Source organism: Cellulomonas hominis (genome assembly GCF_014201095.1).
Taxonomy (GTDB): Bacteria; Actinomycetota; Actinomycetes; order Actinomycetales; family Cellulomonadaceae; genus Cellulomonas; species Cellulomonas hominis.
Genome location: NZ_JACHDN010000001.1, coordinates 3392224 through 3409000 on the forward strand (window position 1 = coordinate 3392224; position 16777 = coordinate 3409000).

Genomic DNA, 16777 nt, shown 5'->3' on the forward strand with positions numbered 1-16777 from the left:
GCGCCGATGGCCCAGACGACCGACGCCCCGGCGCCCGGGACCCCGCGCGCCCCCTCCCGCCTCGGGCAGTGGAACAGCGCCGTCACGAGCTACTACCTGCTCGTCGGCGCCAGCATGCTGCTGCTCGTCCTCGGCCTCGTCATGGTGCTGTCCTCCTCGTCGGTCGAGTCCCTGGCGAGCGGGGATTCGCCGTACGCCGTGTTCCTCGGGCAGGCGCAGTTCGCGCTGATCGGCCTGCCGCTGATGTGGCTCGCCTCGCGGGTGCCGACGCGCGCCTACAAGCGGCTCGCCTGGCCGCTGCTCGCCGTCGGCATCGCCGGGCAGCTGCTCGTGTTCTCGCCGCTCGGCCTGAGCAAGGGCGGCAACCGGGGCTGGATCTACCTGCCCGGGTTCTCGGCGCAGCCGTCCGAGGCCCTCAAGCTCGCGCTCGTCGTGTGGCTCGGGGCGATCCTCGTGCGCAAGCAGCCGCTGTTCGACGACTGGAAGCACGCGGCGATCCCCGCGCTGCCCGTCGCCGCCGGTGCCATCGGCCTGGTGCTGCTCGGGCACGACCTGGGCACCGGCATCACGATGTTCATCCTCGTCGCGGGCGCCCTGTTCGTCGCCGGGGTGCCGATGCGGATCTTCGCCGTCGCCGGGGTGGGTGCCGCGGCCGTGGTCGCCGTGATGGCCGTCGCCAGCGACAACCGCGTCGGGCGGATCATGGACTTCTTCAGCGGCGACTGCGACCCCACCGACGGCTGCTACCAGACCAAGCACGGCCTGCAGGCGCTGGCCACCGGCGGCTGGTTCGGGCTCGGGCTCGGGCAGAGCCGCGAGAAGTGGTCGTACCTGCCCGAGGCGCACAACGACTTCATCTACGCGATCATCGGGGAGGAGCTCGGCCTGATCGGCACGCTGCTGGTGCTCGTGCTGTTCGGCGTCCTCGCCTTCGCCATGTTCCGGATCATCGCCCGGCACCCGGACCCGTTCGCCCAGGTCGTGACCGGCGGCGTCGCCGCGTGGATCATCGGCCAGGCGCTGGTGAACATGGGTGTGGTCGTCGGCCTGCTGCCCGTGATCGGCGTGCCGCTGCCGCTGGTGTCGGCCGGGGGGTCGGCGCTGATCACCACGCTCGTCGCGCTGGGCGTGGTCGTCTCGTTCGCGCGCACCGAACCCGGGGCCGCGGAGGCGCTCGCCGCGCGGCCGAGCGTCGTGCGCCGCTCCCTCGCGGTGATCGGGCGGACCCGTGCCTGACGCCGCGCCGCCGCGACCCGCGGCACACCTGCTCGCACCACCGGCGCGACCGCGCCCGAACCGGAGGACCCTGTGACCGCACCCGACGCCACCCCGGGCGGCGAGAACCCCGAGCAGCCGCGTCCGCGCGCCGTGCTGCTCGCGGGCGGCGGCACCGCGGGGCACGTCAACCCGCTGCTCGCCGTCGCCGAGGAGCTGCGCGCCCGCGACCCCGAGCTGCACCTCGCGGTGCTCGGCACGGCGGAGGGGCTGGAGTCCCGGCTGGTCCCGGAGCGCGGCCTCGAGATGCACGTGGTCCCGAAGGTGCCGCTGCCCCGGCGCCCCACCCCCGACTGGTTCAGGCTGCCCCGGCTGCTGCGCGCCGCGGTGGACGCGGCCGGCGTCGCGATCGACGAGACCGGCGCCCAGGCGGTCGTCGGGTTCGGCGGCTACGTCTCGACCCCGGCGTACCTCGCCGCCCGGTCGCGCGGCGTCCCGGTGGTGGTGCACGAGCAGAACGCGCGCGCGGGCCTGGCGAACCGCCTCGGCGCGCGCACCGCGGCGGCCGTCGCCGTGACGTTCCCCGGCACCCGGCTGCCGCGCGCCCAGGTCACCGGCCTCCCGCTGCGCCCGGAGATCGCCGGGCTGCTGGCCGACCGCGCGCGCGACCCCGAGGGCACCAGGCGCCGCGCCGCGGCCGAGCTCGGCTTCGACCCCGCCCGGGTCACGCTGCTCGTCACCGGCGGCTCGCTCGGCGCCGTCTCGGTGAACCGCGCCGTCGCCGCGCAGGCCCGCGCGATCCTCGCGACCGGCGCGGAGGTGCTCCACCTCACCGGCGCGGGCAAGGCGGAGGACGTGCGGGCCGCCGTCCGCGGGGTGCCCGGCGCCGAGCGGTACCACGTGCGCGAGTACCTCGGCGAGATGGAGCAGGCGCTGGCCGTGGCAGACCTCGTGCTGTGCCGCTCCGGCGCGGGCACCGTCAGCGAGCTCGCCGCGCTCGGTATCCCCGCCGTGTACGTGCCGCTGCCCGTGGGCAACGGCGAGCAGCGGCTCAACGCGCAGCCGGTGGTCGCCGAGGGCGGCGGGCTGCTCGTCGCCGACGAGGACCTCACGGGCGAGTGGATCGCCGCGCACCTGCTGCCGCTGCTCGACCCCGCGGCCGCCGACGAGCGCCGGGAGATGGGCGCCGCCGCCGCGCGCGTGGGCGTGCCCGACGCCGCGGCGCGGGTGGCGGACCTGGTGCTCGAGGCGCTGGCCGAGGGCGAGCGGCGAGCGGCCGAGCAGGCCGAGGCCGAGCGGCTGGCGGCGGAGCGCGCGGAGGCGGAGGCGGCCGCGGCGGCTGCCCGCGCAGCGGACGGGGACGCGCCGGAGGGCGCCGACGCCGGGCCCGCCGACGCCGAGCCGGACGCCGCCCCGGCCGAGGAGCCCGCGCCGCACGGCTCCGCGCTGGACGACCTCGGCCGCGTGCACCTGCTCGGCGTCGGCGGCGCGGGCATGTCCGCGGTCGCGGGCCTGCTGGTCGCGCGCGGCCTGACGGTCTCCGGCTCGGACGCGCACGAGGGCCCGGCGCTGGCCGGGCTGCGCGAGGCCGGCGTCACCGTGCACGTCGGCCACGACGCGGCGCACGTCGAGGACGTCGACACCGTCGTACGGTCCAGCGCCGTGCGCGACACCAACCCCGAGGTCGCGAGGGCGCGCGAGCGCGGCATCCCGGTGCTGCACCGCTCCGATGCCCTGGCCGCGCTCATGGCGGGCCGGATCGGCATCGCGGTGGCCGGGGCGCACGGCAAGACCACCACCTCGACCATGGTCGCGACCGCGCTGGCCGCGGCCGGCCGCGAGGACCCGGTGCTCGACCCGTCGTACGCGATCGGCGGCACCGTGCTCACGGCCGAGGGCGCGGGCCCGGGGTACCGGACGGGCGCCGGCGAGGTCTTCGTGGCGGAGGCCGACGAGTCCGACGGCTCCTTCCTGGCGTACGCGCCGGCGGTCGCCGTGGTCACCAACGTCGAGCCGGACCACCTCGACCACTACGGCACGACCGAGGCCTTCGAGGCGGCGTTCCAGGCGTTCGCGGACCGCGTGCTCGACGGCGGCGCGCTCGTCGCCTGCCTGGACGACCCGGGCGCCGCGCGGCTGGTCGCGGCCGTCCGGGACCGGCTCACCCGGCGCGGCGTTCGGGTGCTCACGTACGGCACGGACGCGGCCATCGCGGCCGACGACGCCGGCCCGGACCTCGTGCTCGGCCCGGTGCGGGCGACCGGGGGGCGCTGGCACGTCACCCTGACGTCCCGGTCCGCCGAGGTGCCCGGAGCCGACCTCGAGCTGGCCGTCCCGGGCGAGCACAACGCCGCGAACGCCGCGGCGGCGTACCTGGCGGCGTGGGCCGTCGGGGCCGACGCGGCGGCCGTCGCGGCCGGGCTGGGGGAGTTCCGCGGCACCGGCCGGCGGTTCGAGGACCGCGGTACGGCGGGCGGCGTCCGGGTCGTCGACGACTACGCGCACCACCCGACCGAGGTCGCGGCGCTTCTCCGCACCGCCCGGCAGGTCGCGGGCGACGGCCGGGTGCACGTGCTGTTCCAGCCGCACCTGTACTCGCGCACGCGCACCTTCGCGACGGAGTTCGGCGCGGCGCTGGACCTCGCCGACACCGTCGTGGTGACCGACGTCTACGCCGCGCGCGAGGACCCGGCCCCGGAGGTCTCCGGCGACACCATCGTGCAGCGCGTCCCGACGCCGGGCCGGGCGGCGTTCGTCGCGGACGGGCACGACGCGGCCCGCGCAGTCGCCGCGGCCGCCGCGCCGGGGGACCTCGTGCTCACGGTCGGCGCCGGCGACGTGACGCTGCTCGCCGCCGAGGTGCTCGAGGCGCTGGGCGCGCCGGAGCCCGGGGACGGCGGGAGCGGGACGGCGTGACGCCCCAGCGCCCGCGTCCGCCGCAGCCCGGGCGCGCGTCCGGGCCGCAGCGCCCGCCCGCGCCCCGGCCCGCGCCGCCCCGGCCGCGCGGGCCGCAGCAGCCCGCGCCCGGGTCCGGCGGGGCGACCGCGCCGACCCAGTCGGTCCCGGCCGCCGACGCCGCCCGCCCGGAGCCAGGCCGCGCCCGCAGCACCGCGCCCCGCACGGCACCGGGAACCGCCGGCCGCGCCGGTCCCGGGGGCCCGGCGACCCCCGCCGCGGGGTCCGCCGCCGCCCCGGGCCGCGCGCTCGCCCCGCGCACCGGTGCGTTCCCGGTGCGCCCGCCGGTGGTGAGCCAGGGCTCGGCCGCGCGGTTCGCCGAGCGGGCCCGCGCCCGGCAGCGGCTCGCCTGGCGGCAGATCCTGCTGGTCGCCGGCTCGGTCGTCGTGGTCGCCGGCCTCGCCTGGGTGCTGCTGCTCTCGCCGGCGCTCGCGCTGGACCGGGAGCAGGTGGCGGTGACCGGCGCCGGGACCGTCGTGGCGGTCGACCAGGTGCGCGCGGTCGTGGACGAGGAGGCCGGCACGCCCCTGACCCGGCTGGACACCGCGCGCCTGCGGACGGCGCTGCTGGACGTGCCCGGGGTCCGGGACGTCGTGCTGACCCGGGACTGGCCGCACGGGCTGTCCGTCGCGCTCGTCTCCCGCGAGCCCGTCGCGGCGGTGCCCGAGTCGGCGGACGTCGTGGAGCGCGCCGAGGACGCGGGCGAGTCCGGCGGGGCGGGCTACGCGCTGGTGGACGAGGAGGGCGTGCAGGTCGGCCGGGCCGACGCGCCGCCGGAGGGCCTGCCCGTGGTCGAGGTCCCCGTCGGGGAGGCCCGCATCCTCGCGGCCGCGCTCGGCGTGCTGCACGCGCTGCCCGAGGCGCTGCTGGCCGACATCGGGCAGGTGTCCGCGGGGACCCAGGACACCGTGAGCTTCGTGCTGCGGGACGGGGCGACGGTGGAGTGGGGGAGCGCGCAGGACGTGTCGCTCAAGGCGGCGGTCCTGCAGGCGCTCCGGGCGGCCCCGGAGACCGCCGGCTCGGCCCGGTACGACGTGTCCGCGCCGACGATGCCGGTCGTCGGGTGAGGCCGCGCGCGACATGGCCGACACGCGCGCGCGGTCGTTGAACGGTCGCCGTGCGACCCATACGGTCAGAACCAGAACTGACATAACTATAACCCTCTAGTTGAGGGTGAAGGTTCGTCGACAGCGCAACGAGAGGCACCCACCGTGGCAGCTCCGCAGAACTACCTGGCGGTCATCAAGGTCGTCGGCATCGGCGGTGGTGGCGTCAACGCCGTGAACCGCATGATCGAGGTCGGCCTCAAGGGTGTCGAGTTCATCGCCATCAACACCGACGCCCAGGCCCTGCTCATGTCCGACGCGGACGTCAAGCTCGACGTCGGCCGGGAGCTGACCCGCGGGCTCGGCGCCGGCGCCGACCCCGAGGTCGGCAAGAAGGCCGCCGAGGACCACGCGGAGGAGATCGAGGACGTCCTGCGGGGCGCCGACATGGTCTTCGTCACCGCGGGCGAGGGCGGCGGCACCGGCACCGGCGGCGCGCCCGTCGTGGCCCGGATCGCCCGCTCGCTCGGCGCTCTGACCATCGGCGTGGTCACGCGGCCGTTCACCTTCGAGGGCCGCCGGCGCACGGTGCAGGCCGACTCCGGCATCGAGGCCCTGCGCGCCGAGGTCGACACGCTCATCGTCATCCCGAACGACCGCCTGCTGTCCATCTCGGACCGCTCGGTGTCGGTGCTCGACGCGTTCCGTTCGGCGGACCAGGTGCTGCTCTCCGGTGTCCAGGGCATCACCGACCTCATCACCACCCCGGGCCTCATCAACCTCGACTTCGCGGACGTGAAGTCCGTGATGCAGGGAGCGGGGTCGGCCCTCATGGGCATCGGCTCGGCCCGGGGCGAGGACCGCGCGGTGCAGGCCGCCGAGCTGGCGATCTCCTCGCCGCTGCTCGAGGCCAGCATCGACGGCGCGCACGGCGTGCTGCTGTCGATCCAGGGTGGCTCCGACCTCGGCCTGTTCGAGATCAACGAGGCCGCCCGCCTGGTGCAGGAGGCCGCGCACCCCGAGGCGAACATCATCTTCGGCGCGGTCATCGACGACGCCCTCGGCGACGAGGTGCGCGTGACGGTCATCGCGGCGGGCTTCGACGGCGGCGCCCCGGTGGTCCGCCGCGACGCGCGCGGGCTCGGCCAGGTCAGCGCCGGGCGCGCGGGCCAGGCGCCCGCGGCGATCCCGCCGTCGGCCGCCGTGCCCACGACGACCGCCGCGCACGCGGCCGTCCCGCCGCGCCCGGTCAACCCGGACGAGGAGCGGGCCGCCGCCGCGTCGGACGTCCCCGCGTTCCTCAGCCCGGACCAGGCCGGCACCAGCCAGCTCGAGGTCCCGCGGATCTTCGAGGAGGAGGTCGCCCGCCGCAAGGAGGACGACCTCGACGTGCCCGACTTCCTCAAGTAGCCCCGTGCTGCCGGTCCTCGAGGTCGACCTCGGTCCGGGCGTCCGCGCCGGGTTCACCACCCGCGTGGGCGGCGTCAGCGCGGCGCCGTGGGACGAGCTCAACCTCGGCCTCGGCGTCGGCGACGACCCCGCGGCGGTCCGGGAGAACCGGGCGCGCGTCGGGGCGTGGGCCGGGGCGCCGGTCGCGTTCGCCCGGCAGGTGCACGGCGCGGACGTGCACGTCCTCGGCGGCCCGGACGAGGCCGCCGCGGACGCCGTGGCCGACGCCGACGCCCTCGTCACGGCGCTGCGCGGCACGGCGGTCGGCGTGCTCGTGGCCGACTGCGTGCCGGTGCTGCTCGCGGACGCCCCGGCGGGCGTGGTCGCCGCGGTGCACGCCGGGCGGCGCGGGCTCGCCGCCGGCGTGCTGCAGGCGGCCCTGGCGGAGATGGTCGCGCGCGGTGCCGACCCGGAGCGGGTGCGCGCGGCGGTCGGCCCGGCCATCAGCGGCCCGCGGTACGAGGTGCCGGCGGAGATGCAGGCGGAGGTCGCCGCGCTCGTCCCGGAGGCCGCGTGCACGACGGCCTGGGGCACGCCCGGGCTCGACCTGCCGGCCGGCGCCGCCGCGGTGCTGCGCCGGGCCGGGGTGCGCGACGTCCACGAGCCCGGCTGGTGCACCGACACCGAGTCCCGGTTCTACTCCTTCCGGCGCGCGCAGCGGACCGGCGGGACCACCGGGCGGTCCGCGGGCGTGGTCGCGCTGGTCTGACCGGCCGCGACACGCCGCGTGTCGCAACCGGGCGCGGCTCGGGGGCGTTGCTAGCGTGACGACGCAGGACGCATGACGTTGTTCGGGGATGGAGTGATCGCGATGGCCGGAACGCTGCGCAAGACCATGCTGTACCTCGGGCTTGCCGACGACCGTGGCGAGCACGACCAGTACGTCGACGAGTACGACGAGCCGGAGGCGACGGTGGGACAGGACTACGAGGCCGAGGTCACGCCGCTGCACCGCACGGCCGCGCCCGTCGAGCGCCCGGTCGCCGCGCCGGCCCCGCGCCACGACGGCGAGGTGCGCCGGATCACCACGATCCACCCGCGCTCCTACAACGACGCGCGCAAGATCGGCGAGGCGTTCCGCGAGAACACGCCGGTCATCATGAACCTGTCCGACATGGACGACTCGGACGCGAAGCGGCTGGTGGACTTCGCCGCCGGCCTGATCTTCGGGCTGCACGGCGCCATCGAGCGGGTCACCAACAAGGTGTTCCTGCTCTCGCCGTCCTCCGTGGAGATCACCGGCGACGGGCGGCCCGCCGAGGGCTCGCGCGCCGGCTTCTTCAACCAGAGCTGACGGACTAGGGGAGACTGGGGCGCGTGACCTTCGTCCTCGGCCTGCTGCAGCTCGTCGTCCTGGCCTTCATCCTCGTCCTGCTCGTGCGCCTGGTCCTCGACTGGGTGCAGTACTTCGCGCGCGACTGGCGGCCGCGGGGCGCTGCACTCGTGGTCGCGGAGATCACCTACTCCGTGACGGACCCGCCGCTGCGCGCCCTGCGCCGCGTCATCCCGCCGCTCACGCTCGGCTCCGTGCGCCTGGACCTCGCGTTCCTGGTGCTCATGCTCGGCTGCTCCTTCCTGCTCTCCCTGCTGGGCTGGCTGGCGGTATGACCCGTGCGCTCGCAGGACCGACCGGCCACCCGGCCGATCGGCGCACCTCCCGCCCCGGGCGGGTCGCGTGCACAAACCGGAATGTCCGCTACGGTGGCCCGAGGTGGTCGGCGGACTGCCACCGGCTCGACCCAGTACGACCGAAGAGGTGACGACGATGGCACTGCTGACGGCAGACGACGTCCTGAACAAGAAGTTCCAGGCGACCAAGTTCCGCGAGGGGTACGACCAGGACGAGGTCGACGACTTCCTCGACGAGGTCGTGAACACCCTCCGGGAGACCCAGAGCGAGAACGAGGAGCTCAAGGCCAAGCTCGCCGCGGCCGAGCGCCGCATCGCGGAGCTGAGCCGCCAGGGCGCCCAGTCCGCCGCGGCCCCGAAGCCCGAGGCGGAGAAGCCCGCCCCGGTCGCGGCCCCGGCCCCCGTCGCGCCGGCCCCCACGCCCGCCCCGGCCCCGGTCGCCACCGCGCCCGTGCAGCCGCAGCGGCAGAGCGAGCCCGAGTCCGCCACCGGCATGCTCGCGCTGGCCCAGAAGCTGCACGACGACTACGTGCGCTCGGGCCAGGAGGAGGGCGACCGCATCGTCAACGAGGCCAAGGGCCAGGCGCAGCGGATCGTCCGCGAGGCCGAGGAGACCTCGGCCCGCACGCTCAGCGAGCTCGAGCAGGAGCGGTCGATCCTCGAGCGCAAGATCGACGAGCTGCGCGTGTTCGAGCGCGACTACCGCACGCGCCTGAAGAGCTACCTCGAGAACCTGCTCGGGGACCTGGACAACCGGGCGAGCGCGCTGCCGCAGCGCGGTGCCCAGGGCGCGACGCCGTCCGGCGACCGCATCTGACCCGTCCGACCGTCCGGCAGACCGCCGCCGATCGTCACCCACGACACACCACGCCCTCGTCGGGCGTGGTGTGTTGTGCGTCCAGGCGACGGCGCATAGTCTCTGCGGACTCCTGAGGAAAGAGGACCCCGTGGCCATCAACGACTCGCTCAGCGCGCCCGCCCCCCGCACGCTCCCCGACCTGACGGACGCAGCCACCCGGTTCCCGGTCCGCGCGGGGGAGGAGCCCTGGACCGAGCAGGAGGTGCAGGAGATCGCGGCCGAGCTCGTCGCCGAGATCGACCGCCTGACCGCCGAGCTCGCCGCTGCCGACGAGGAGCTGTCGGAGCTGCTGCGCAACTCCGGCGACGGCGCCGGCGACGACCAGGCCGACTCCGGCTCGAGCGCCCTGGAGCGCGAGCACGAGCTCACCCTGGTCAACAACACCCGCGACATGCTCGAGCAGACGACCCGCGCCCTCGCGCGGATCGACGCCGGCACCTTCGGCCGCTGCGACTCCTGCGGCGAGGCCATCGGCAAGGCCCGCGTGCAGGCGTTCCCGCGCGCGACGCTCTGCGTGGCGTGCAAGCAGCGCGAGGAGCGCCGCTGACACCAGCGCCCGACGACGGCCCCCGGGGGAGCGCCCCGGGGGCCGTCGTGCGTCCGGGGGACCGCGCGCGCTGCGTAGACTCTGCCGCGATGTCGCACAGCCCCGGGCCCGCGCCCGCCACCGACCCCGCCCGCCGCCGCCGGCTCGTGGCCGGCCTCGTCGCCCTCGCCGCCGTCACGCTGGTGCTCGACCAGGCGACCAAGGCCTGGGCGCTGCAGGCGCTCGACGAGGGCGTCCGCCGCCAGGTCCTCGGCGACCTGCTCGGCCTGCAGCTGCTGTTCAACCCCGGCGCGGCCCTCGGCATCGCCACCGGCACCACGTGGCTGCTGACGATCGTCGCGATCGTCGTGGTCGTCGTCATCGTGCGGGTCGCGGGCCGGCTCGGGTCCCGCGCGTGGGCCGTGGCCCTCGGACTGCTGCTCGGCGGGGCGCTCGGGAACCTCACGGACCGGATCGTCCGCGACCCCGGGGTGTTCCGCGGGCACGTCGTGGACTTCATCGCGTACCTCGACTGGTTCGTCGGGAACGTCGCGGACATCGCGATCGTCGTGGCAGCCGGCATGCTCATGCTGCTGTCGCTGATGGGCATCCGGCTGGACGGGACCCGCGAGAGCCGTGCGGAGCCGGAGGACGCGCCCGCCGCGCCCGCCGCGCCCACCGGCCCCGCCGCGCCCGAGACCCCCACCCGGCGCGATGGCTGACGTCCGCACGCTGCCCGTGCCGGACGCGCTCGCCGGCGAGCGGGTCGACGCGGCGCTGTCCCGGATGCTCGGGCTGTCCCGCACCCGCGCCGCCGAGCTGGCCGAGGGCGGCTTCGTGCGCGTCGACGGCGTGCCGGTCGGCAAGTCCGCGCGGCTGCCCGGCGACGCCTGGCTCGAGGTCGAGATGCCCGCGCCCGAGCGCGCCGCGCCGGCGCCGGTCGAGGACGACGTGCCGGCGCTGCGCGTGGCGTACGAGGACGACGACGTCGTCGTGGTCGACAAGCCGGTCGGTGTCGCGGCGCACCCGTCGCCGGGCTGGACCGGACCGACCGTCGTCGGCGTGCTGGCCGCGCGGGGCTACCGGATCTCCACGTCGGGCGCGGCTGAGCGGCAGGGCGTCGTGCACCGCCTCGACGTCGGCACGTCCGGGCTGATGGTCGTCGCGAAGAGCGAGCACGCGTACTCGGTGCTCAAGCGCGCGTTCAAGGAGCGCACGGTCGACAAGGTGTACCACGCGCTCGCCCAGGGCCACCCCGAGCCGACGACGGGCACGATCGACGCGCCGATCGGCCGGCACCCGAGCCAGGACTGGAAGTTCGCGGTGACCGCGGACGGCAAGCCGTCGGTGACGCACTACGAGGTGCTGGAGATGCTGCCGGCGGCCTCGCTGTGCGAGGTGCACCTGGAGACCGGCCGCACCCACCAGATCCGCGTGCACTTCGCGGCGCTGCGGCACCCGCTGGTCGGGGACCTCACGTACGGCGCCGACCCCGCGCTGGCGGAGCGCGTCGGCCTGGCCCGGCAGTGGCTCCACGCGGTGCGGCTCGGGTTCGCGCACCCCGCCGACGGGCGGTACCTGGAGGTCACCAGCGAGTACCCCGCGGACCTGTCCCGGGCGCTGGAGACCCTGCGCGACGGGTACCGCTGACGCCGTCGCTGTGACGTCCGTCGCCGGCCCGGCGGGGCGGTCGGGGGGTGTCGGAGGGGCCACCTAGGATGGCTCGCATGGCCTCGGGTTCCGACTTCGTCCACCTGCACGTCCACTCCGAGTACTCGATGCTCGACGGTGCGGCGCGGGTGGGCGAGATGCTCGCCGAGGCCCAGCGGCTCGGGCAGACCGCGATGGCCATCACGGACCACGGCTACCTGTTCGGCGCGTTCGACTTCTACTCCCAGGCGAAGAAGCTCGGCATCAAGCCGATCATCGGCGTCGAGGCCTACGTCACCCCGGGCACCAGCCGCTTCGACCAGACGCGCGTCCGCTGGGGCGAGGCGCACCAGGCGGCCGACGACGTCTCCGCCCGCGGCGCCTACACGCACATGACGCTGCTCTCGCGCACCACGCAGGGCATGCACAACCTGTTCCGGATGGGGTCGCTGGCGTCCCTCGACGGGCAGATGGGCAAGTGGCCCCGCATGGACCGCGAGCTGCTGCAGACGTACTCCGAGGGCCTCATCGCGACGTCCGGCTGCCCGTCCAGCGAGGTGCAGACCCGGCTGCGGCTGGGGCACTACGACGAGGCCGTGCGCGCGGCCGGCGAGCTGCAGGACATCTTCGGCAAGGAGAACTTCTTCGTCGAGGTCATGGACCACGGCCTCGAGATCGAGCGGAAGACGATCAAGGACCTGCTCCGGGTCGCCGAGACGATCGGCGCGCCGCTGGTCGCCACCAACGACCTGCACTACACGACCAAGGAGGACGCGCACGCGCACGAGGTGCTCCTCGCCGTGCAGTCCGGGTCGACCCTCGACGAGCCGACGTACGACCAGGGCGGGTCGCGGTTCGCCTTCGGCGGCGACGGCTACTACGTGAAGTCCGCCGAGGAGATGCGCCGCACCTGGGCCGAGCTGCCCGAGGCGGTCGACAACACGCTGCTCATCGCCGAGCGGTGCGAGGTCGAGTTCCCGACCGGCGCGAACTACATGCCGCGGTTCCCCGTCCCCGAGGGGGAGGACGAGAACTCGTGGTTCGTCAAGGAGGTCGAGCGCGGCCTGCACCGGCGGTACCCGTCCGGCATCCCCGACGACGTGCGCGCGCAGGCGAAGTACGAGACCGACGTCATCGTGCAGCTCGGCTTCTCCGGCTACTTCCTCGTGGTCGCCGACTTCATCGCCTGGGCGCGGGAGCAGGGCATCCGCGTCGGGCCGGGCCGCGGGTCCGCCGCCGGGTCGATGGCGTCGTACGCCATGGGCATCACGGAGCTCGACCCGCTGCGGCACGGCCTGATCTTCGAGCGGTTCCTCAACCCCGAGCGCGTGTCCTGGCCCGACGTCGACGTCGACTTCGACGAGCGCCGGCGCGGCGAGGTCATCCGGTACGTGACCGAGAAGTACGGCGACGACCGGGTCGCGCAGATCGTCACCTACGGCACGATCAAGGCGAAGCAGGCGCTCAAGGACTCCTCGCGCGTGCTGGGCTTCCCGTTCGCGATGGGGGAGAAGCTCACCAAGGCGATGCCGCCGCCCGTCATGGGCAAGGACATCCCCCTGTCCGGCATGTACGACCCGGAGCACCCGCGGTACGCCGAGGCGGAGGAGTTCCGGCAGGTCGTCGCGGCCGACCCCGAGGCGCAGCGCGTGCTCGAGACCGCCCGCGGCCTGGAGAACCTCAAGCGCCAGTGGGGCGTCCACGCCGCCGGCGTCATCATGTCCAGCGAGCCGCTGATCGACATCATCCCGATCATGAAGCGGCCGCAGGACGGCGCCGTCATCACGCAGTTCGACTACCCGACGTCCGAGGGCCTCGGCCTGATCAAGATGGACTTCCTCGGGCTGCGGAACCTCACGATCCTCGACGACGCGCTGCGGAACATCGTGGCGAACGACAAGCCGCCGATCGAGCTGGAGGAGATCCCGCTCGACGACAAGCCGACGTACGAGCTGCTCGCCCGCGGCGACACCCTCGGCGTGTTCCAGCTCGACGGCGGACCCATGCGCGCCCTGCTGCGCCAGATGCGCCCCGACAACTTCGAGGACATCTCCGCCGTCATCGCCCTGTACCGCCCGGGGCCGATGGGCATGAACTCGCACACGAACTACGCGCTGCGCAAGAACGGCCTGCAGCCGATCACGCCGATCCACCCGGAGCTCGAGGAGCCCCTGGCGGAGGTCCTCGACGGCACGTACGGCCTCATCGTGTACCAGGAGCAGGTGCAGAAGGCCGCGCAGGTGCTCGCCGGGTACTCGCTCGGCCAGGCCGACCTGCTGCGCCGCGCGATGGGCAAGAAGAAGAAGGAGATCCTCGACAAGGAGTTCGTGCCGTTCGAGGCGGGCATGAAGGAGCGGGGCTACTCCAAGCCCGCGATCCAGGCGGTCTGGGACACCCTGGTGCCGTTCGCCGGGTACGCGTTCAACAAGGCGCACTCCGCCGGGTACGGCGTCGTCTCCTACTGGACGGCGTTCCTCAAGGCGAACTACCCGACCGAGTACATGGCGGGCCTGCTCACCTCCGTCGGCGACGACAAGGACAAGTCGGCGCTGTACCTCAACGAGTGCCGCCGCATGGGCATCACGGTGCTGCCGCCGGACGTGAACTCCTCGTCCGCGCTGTTCACCGCCGTCGGGAGCGACATCCGGTTCGGGCTCACCGCCGTCCGGAACGTCGGCGCCAACGTCGTCGAGGCGATCGTCCGCACCCGCGAGGAGAAGGGCGACTTCACGTCGTTCACCGACTTCCTGGACAAGGTGCCCGCGGTGGTCTGCAACAAGCGGACCATCGAGTCGCTCATCAAGGCCGGCGCGTTCGACTCGCTCGGGCACGCCCGCCGCGCCCTGCTGCTCGTGCACGAGCAGGCCGTCGAGTCCGTCATCGGCGTGAAGCGCAAGGAGGCGGAGGGGCAGTTCGACCTGTTCGCCGACCTGGGCGGCGACGACGGCCCCGGCTTCTCCGTGCAGGTGCCGGACGTCCCGGACTGGGACAAGAAGCAGCGGCTGCAGTTCGAGCGGGAGATGCTCGGCCTGTACGTGTCCGACCACCCGCTGTCCGGCCTGGAGCACGTCCTGTCCGCCGCGGCCGACGTGTCGATCGCGACGCTGAACGCCGACGAGGCGCGGCCGGACGGGTCCACCGTCGTCGTCGCGGGGCTCGTCACGTCGCTGCAGCGCAAGATGTCCAAGCAGGGCAACCCGTGGGCCGCCGTGACGCTGGAGGACATGGAGGGCTCGGTCGAGATCATGTTCTTCGGCGAGACCTACCTCGCCTACTCGACGGTGCTGGCCGAGGACGCCGTGATCGTCGTGCGCGGCCGGGTGCGCCGCCGCGACGACGCCATGCAGCTGCAGGCCATGGAGGTGTCGCTGCCCGACCTGTCCGCGGTGGCCGACGCCCCGGTGACGGTGCGGATGTCCGAGGCCCGGTGCACGCCGCCCGTGCTGGAGCGGCTGCTCGAGGTGCTCAAGACGCACCCCGGGATGACGGAGATCCACTTCCGGGTCGCCCGCGCCCGCGGCGGCACGGCGCTGGTCATGCCGCGCGGCGGCTGGCGGGTCGAACGCTCCCCGGCCCTGTACGGCGACCTCAAGGCCCTGCTGGGGCCGGGCTGCCTGGAGTCGGCGACGACGCCGCTGGGGGTCTAGCCGGCCCCGGCCCGCCGGGTTCGCCCGGGTCCGCCCGTCCCGCCCGGGTCGCCGAGGTTGCCCGGGCCCGCCCGGGTCGCCGAGGTTGCCCGGGCCCGCCCGGGTCGCCGAGGTTGCAGCAGATGCTGGTCTCGGCGCCCCGAGGCGCGCATCTGCTGCAGTCTCGGCGCGCGGCGGGTCAGCCGACGGTGGCGGCGTGCTCGCCCGCGGGGGTGGCCACGGTCACCACGTCGCCGCGGTGGAGCTGGCGGCCGCGGCGGGACTCCGGGTCGCCGTTGACGGTGACCTCGCCCTCCTCCAGCAGGGTGCGGGCGTCGGCGCCCGAGTCGGCCAGACCCGCGAGCTTGAGGAACTGGCCGAGGCGGATGGAGTCGTCGGAGATCGGCACGGTGGTCACGGGTCCCATCCTGCCAGCGCGGCCCCGCCCGGGCGGTGGACGGCCGGGCGGCGCGGGGCGGCGACGCGCCTAGACTCCGGAGGGTGATCTCCCGCATCGACCTGCGTGGTCGCACCCTGTCCCGCCGCGAGCTGCTCGAGGCCCTGCCGCGCCCCGAGCTGGACGTGGAGTCCGCCGCCGCGGCCGTCGAGCCGATCCTCGCGGACGTCCGCACCCGCGGGGCCGACGCCCTGCGCGACCTGGCCGAGCGGTTCGACGGGGTGCGCCCCGAGCACCTGCGCGTCCCCGCCCAGGCGATCGCCGCCGCGGTCGACGTGCTGGACCCGGACGTCCGGGCCGCGCTGGACGAGACCATCCGCCGGGTGCGGACCGTGCACGCCGCGCAGCGCCCGGCCGACCACACGGTGCAGGTGGCCCCCGGCGCGCAGGTCCGGCAGCGCTGGATCCCGGTGCGCCGCGTCGGCCTGTACGTGCCCGGCGGCCTCGCGGTGTACCCGTCGTCGGTGATCATGAACGTCGTCGCGGCGCAGGAGGCCGGCGTCGGCGCGCTCGCCGTGACGTCGCCGCCGCAGCGCGACAACGGCGGGCTGCCCGACCCGGTCGTCCTCGCGACGTGCGCGCTGCTCGGCGTGGACGAGGTGTACGCCGTCGGCGGGGCGCAGGCCGTGGGGATGCTCGCGTACGGGGCGGCCGACGCCGACGGCGGGACGCTGTGCGAGCCCGTCGACGTCATCACCGGCCCCGGCAACGTGTACGTCGCCGCGGCGAAGCGCCTGGTCCGCGGCGTCGTGGGCATCGACGCCGAGGCCGGGCCCACCGAGATCGCCGTGCTCGCGGACGCGACGGCCGACGCCGACCACGTCGCGGCGGACCTGGTGTCCCAGGCGGAGCACGACCCGCTCGCCGCGTCCGTGCTGGTCACGCCGTCGGTGGAGCTCGCCGGGGCCGTCGAGGCCAAGCTCGTCGACCGGGTGCAGGTCACGCGGCACGCCCAGCGGGTCGCGCAGGCGCTGTCCGGCCCGCAGTCCGCGATCGTCCTCGTGGACGACCTCGAGGCAGGGCTGGCCGTCGTCAACGCGTACGGCGCGGAGCACCTCGAGATCCAGACCGAGGACGCCGCCGCCGTGGCGGAGCGGGTCACCAGCGCCGGGGCGATCTTCGTCGGGGCGTACTCGCCGGTGTCCCTCGGGGACTACATGGCCGGGTCGAACCACGTGCTGCCGACCGGCGGGTGCGCGCACTTCTCGTCCGGGCTCGGGGTGCACTCGTTCGTCCGGGCGGTGCAGGTGGTCGAGTACGACGCCGACGCGCTGCGGGAGGTCGCGGGGCGGATCGTGGCGCTCGCCGACGCCGAGGGGCTGCCCGCGCACGGGGAGGCCGTGCAGGCGCGGTTCTGACGCGCGG

14 protein-coding genes are annotated in these 16777 nt (G+C 75.1%); 13 read left to right on the forward strand and 1 reads right to left on the reverse strand.

The features are described 5' to 3' along the window. Positions 1 to 6 precede the first annotated feature (6 nt). The 12 genes from ftsW (at position 7) to dnaE (ending at position 14976) form a co-directional block, all read left to right on the forward strand. A complete protein-coding gene (ftsW, locus tag HNR08_RS15830) occupies positions 7 to 1236 on the forward strand; it encodes a putative lipid II flippase FtsW (RefSeq protein WP_146835832.1) in 1230 nt (409 codons plus the stop codon). A gap of 72 nt (positions 1237 to 1308) precedes the next feature. Then, positions 1309 to 4131: a UDP-N-acetylmuramate--L-alanine ligase gene (gene murC, locus HNR08_RS22785; RefSeq protein ID WP_146835829.1), complete on the forward strand. Its 2823-nt coding sequence runs from the start codon at positions 1309 to 1311 to the stop codon at positions 4129 to 4131. 329 nt (positions 4132 to 4460) lie between these two features. Next, the gene (locus HNR08_RS21950) at positions 4461 to 5237 is read left to right on the forward strand and encodes a cell division protein FtsQ/DivIB (protein ID WP_246803006.1); all 777 of its coding nucleotides are present in this window, start codon (positions 4461 to 4463) and stop codon (positions 5235 to 5237) included. Positions 5238 to 5381: 144 nt separating this feature from the next. Beyond that, positions 5382 to 6626, forward strand: coding sequence for a cell division protein FtsZ (ftsZ, locus tag HNR08_RS15845; RefSeq protein ID WP_146835825.1), 1245 nt, complete (start codon positions 5382 to 5384; stop codon positions 6624 to 6626). 4 nt (positions 6627 to 6630) lie between these two features. Continuing rightward, positions 6631 to 7374: a peptidoglycan editing factor PgeF gene (gene pgeF, locus HNR08_RS15850; protein WP_146835823.1), complete on the forward strand. Its 744-nt coding sequence runs from the start codon at positions 6631 to 6633 to the stop codon at positions 7372 to 7374. 102 nt (positions 7375 to 7476) lie between these two features. Beyond that, positions 7477 to 7959 (forward strand): cell division protein SepF, encoded by a 483-nt coding sequence (locus HNR08_RS15855; RefSeq protein ID WP_146835866.1) that lies wholly within the window; start codon positions 7477 to 7479, stop codon positions 7957 to 7959. Positions 7960 to 7982: 23 nt separating this feature from the next. Continuing rightward, positions 7983 to 8273 (forward strand): YggT family protein, encoded by a 291-nt coding sequence (locus tag HNR08_RS15860; RefSeq protein WP_146835821.1) that lies wholly within the window; start codon positions 7983 to 7985, stop codon positions 8271 to 8273. 157 nt (positions 8274 to 8430) lie between these two features. Further along, positions 8431 to 9111, forward strand: coding sequence for a DivIVA domain-containing protein (locus HNR08_RS15865; RefSeq protein ID WP_146835818.1), 681 nt, complete (start codon positions 8431 to 8433; stop codon positions 9109 to 9111). A gap of 130 nt (positions 9112 to 9241) precedes the next feature. Beyond that, the gene (locus tag HNR08_RS15870) at positions 9242 to 9700 is read left to right on the forward strand and encodes a TraR/DksA family transcriptional regulator (RefSeq protein WP_146835816.1); all 459 of its coding nucleotides are present in this window, start codon (positions 9242 to 9244) and stop codon (positions 9698 to 9700) included. Between the two features lie 89 nt (positions 9701 to 9789). Further along, complete coding sequence (locus HNR08_RS15875) at positions 9790 to 10401, forward strand: signal peptidase II (RefSeq protein ID WP_146835813.1); 612 nt, start codon at positions 9790 to 9792, stop codon at positions 10399 to 10401. Further along, positions 10394 to 11329: an RluA family pseudouridine synthase gene (locus HNR08_RS15880; RefSeq protein ID WP_146835811.1), complete on the forward strand. Its 936-nt coding sequence runs from the start codon at positions 10394 to 10396 to the stop codon at positions 11327 to 11329. Before HNR08_RS15875 ends, HNR08_RS15880 begins: the two co-directional genes overlap by 8 nt. A 68-nt stretch (positions 11330 to 11397) precedes the next feature. After that, positions 11398 to 14976, forward strand: a complete 3579-nt coding sequence (dnaE, locus tag HNR08_RS15885; protein WP_371862372.1) for a DNA polymerase III subunit alpha — start codon at positions 11398 to 11400, stop codon at positions 14974 to 14976. Positions 14977 to 15154: 178 nt separating this feature from the next. Here dnaE and HNR08_RS15890 read toward each other — a convergent pair whose 3' ends face one another. Continuing rightward, positions 15155 to 15382 carry an RNA-binding S4 domain-containing protein gene (locus tag HNR08_RS15890; protein WP_146835806.1) on the reverse strand — a complete coding sequence of 76 codons (228 nt, stop codon included), beginning with the start codon at positions 15380 to 15382 and terminating at the stop codon, positions 15155 to 15157. Between the two features lie 74 nt (positions 15383 to 15456). Between HNR08_RS15890 and hisD the strand changes: the two genes are divergently transcribed. Then, positions 15457 to 16770 (forward strand): histidinol dehydrogenase, encoded by a 1314-nt coding sequence (hisD, locus tag HNR08_RS15895; protein WP_146835803.1) that lies wholly within the window; start codon positions 15457 to 15459, stop codon positions 16768 to 16770. The last annotated feature ends 7 nt before the right edge of the window (positions 16771 to 16777 follow it).